This is a genomic window from Methanoculleus sp. UBA413 (assembly GCF_002502935.1).
Classification (GTDB): Archaea; Halobacteriota; Methanomicrobia; order Methanomicrobiales; family Methanoculleaceae; genus Methanoculleus; species Methanoculleus bourgensis.
In genome coordinates, this window is record NZ_DAQR01000114.1 from 1 (window position 1) to 2,086 (window position 2,086).

At 62.0% G+C, this 2,086-nt stretch carries 2 protein-coding genes and 1 pseudogene; all 3 read left to right on the forward strand.

What is annotated here, in order from left to right:
- The coding region (locus BP858_RS09440; RefSeq protein ID WP_286879367.1) for an ABC transporter ATP-binding protein at positions 1 to 690 on the forward strand (690 nt) is incomplete at its 5' end.
- 3 nt (positions 691 to 693) lie between these two features.
- Positions 694 to 1,815: an ABC transporter permease gene (locus tag BP858_RS09445; RefSeq protein ID WP_074175565.1), complete on the forward strand. Its 1,122-nt coding sequence runs from the start codon at positions 694 to 696 to the stop codon at positions 1,813 to 1,815.
- Positions 1,812 to 2,086, forward strand: a pseudogene (locus BP858_RS09450) (hypothetical protein); the annotation flags it as partial. The gene BP858_RS09445 and the pseudogene BP858_RS09450, both read left to right, overlap by 4 nt.

Here is a 2,086-nt window from a genome sequence, read left to right on the forward strand (position 1 = left end):
AAGAAGATCATCGGCTACCTCCCTGAAGACGTCGGGTTCTACGGGAACCTGACCGCCGAGCAGAACCTGGACTACTTTGCCCGGTTCTACGGGATGGACGCAAAGGAGCGAAAGACGCGGATCGCAGAACTCCTCGACCTGGTCCACCTCGACGGCGTCACCCAGAAGGCGGGCGAGTACTCCCGCGGGATGAAGCAGCGGCTCGGGCTCGCCCAGGCGCTGATCAACGATCCGAAAGTACTCTTCCTTGACGAGCCGACGGCAAACCTCGACCCCGAGGGAGTCAGGGAGTACCGGGAACTCGTCGAGCACCTCGCCGGCGAAGGAAAGACGATCTTCGTCTCCTCCCACATCCTCTCCGAGGTCAGGGAGGTCTGCCGAACCGTCGGGCTCCTTGCGAAGGGAAAACTCGTCGCGCAGGGAACGCTCGGGGAGGTCGCCCGGACGCTCGCATCCCCGGACGGCGATACCGTCAGGATCATCGTCGAGACCGGGGAGCGGCTGCCTGAGCTCGAGGACCCCGAGATCATCGCGGTCGAGCGGAACGGGAACCGGGCGGTTGTCCGGGCAACGACCGACATCAGGGACCGGCTTGCAGCATCCCTCTTTGAGCAGGGACTGCACGTCCGGGAGATGCGGGTCGAAGAGCCCGACATCGAGGACGTCTTCATGGCGGTCTACCGGAGGTAAGGAATGGCACTCGATCGGTTGCTCAACGTAGCACGGAAAGAGTTCTCAGACCATATCACCAGCAGGCGGTTTGTCATCATCCTGGGCCTGCTCCTCGTGATATCGGCGATCGGCATGCACTCCGGCATCGGGAGTTACAATGACAGGCTCGAGTCCTACAACCAGCAGCTCCAGCACATGCAGGAGGTTGCGGTCGACGGCCCCTACGCGGGCTGGATGCCCGAGAAACCCTCGATCATGCTCATCTTCAACGCCATGATGAGTTACATGACGACGCTCGGCGCCGTCCTTGCCATCGCCATCGGGTTTGACCTGGTCTCAAAAGAGAAGGAGACACGATCGTTGAAGTCGCTCCTTGCGCACCCGGTCTACCGCGACGAGATCATCAACGGCAAGGCGGTCGGGGGGATCGCCGCGCTCGGGTTTGCCATGGGGCTTGCACTTGCCATATCGCTTGCGATGCTTCTCCTCTTCTCGATCGTCCCGACGCTTGAGGAGTTTGTCGCCATCCTGCTCTTCGGGGTGATCTCACTTGGGTTCCTGCTCGCCTACTTCGCGATCGCGCTTACGATGTCGACGGTCTCCCGCGAGAGCGGGAACGCCCTGATCTATACCCTTGTGATCTTCTTTGCCGTCTCCACGCTCCTCCCGGTGCTCGGGGCGATGGCCGGGGATGCCCTCGCAGGCGATATGCCCGAACCGCCCCAGACGGCGCCCATGCCGACCCCCCTGGGGAGAACGGTCACCGGTACCGCCAGCGGCGGATATTTCACCACCAGCGTCTCGCAGTCGGTGGTGCACCGTGTGAGTGAAGGCCCGGACCCTGAGTGGCAACAGTACGAAGAGGACGTAAAGGCGTATACAGAGAAACGGATGTTCATAAACGACGTCACAAACCTCATCTCGCCGCAGATGAACTATTACAAGGCCGCGATGGCGGTCACGAACCCCAGGATCGCCGCGATGATGAGCTCACCCTACAGCTCGCCCCCGATGTCACAGGAGACCCCCGGGCTTGCCGAGGCCCTCAGCACCGTCTGGATGAACATCGCTGCGCTCATCGTCTTCCCGTCGGTCTTCTTTGCCGCGGCCTACATCAAGTTCATGAGGATGGATATCAGATGACCGCGAGAAGAATCCTCCTCATCCTCCTCATCGTGGCGCTGGCCGTCCCGGGAGCAGCGGCCCAGAAGAGCGGGACGCTGCAGACCGAGATTCGGTGCGACTTCCCCGGAGAACTGATCGAGGCCGGCGACACCGCCGTCTTTGACCTCTCTGTCACGAACCGGGGGGATACCGGGACGTGTTACCTCAACTACTGGACGTTCCGCGGCACCGACGGCTGGAAGATCCGGTTCGTGGACAACGACCGCGACGTCTACCGGATGCTGATCCC

Coding starts and splice junctions, on each gene's coding strand:
- BP858_RS09445 (WP_074175565.1), top strand. CDS start 694: ATGGCACTCGATCGGTTGCTCAACGTAGCACGGAAAGAGTTCTCAGAC.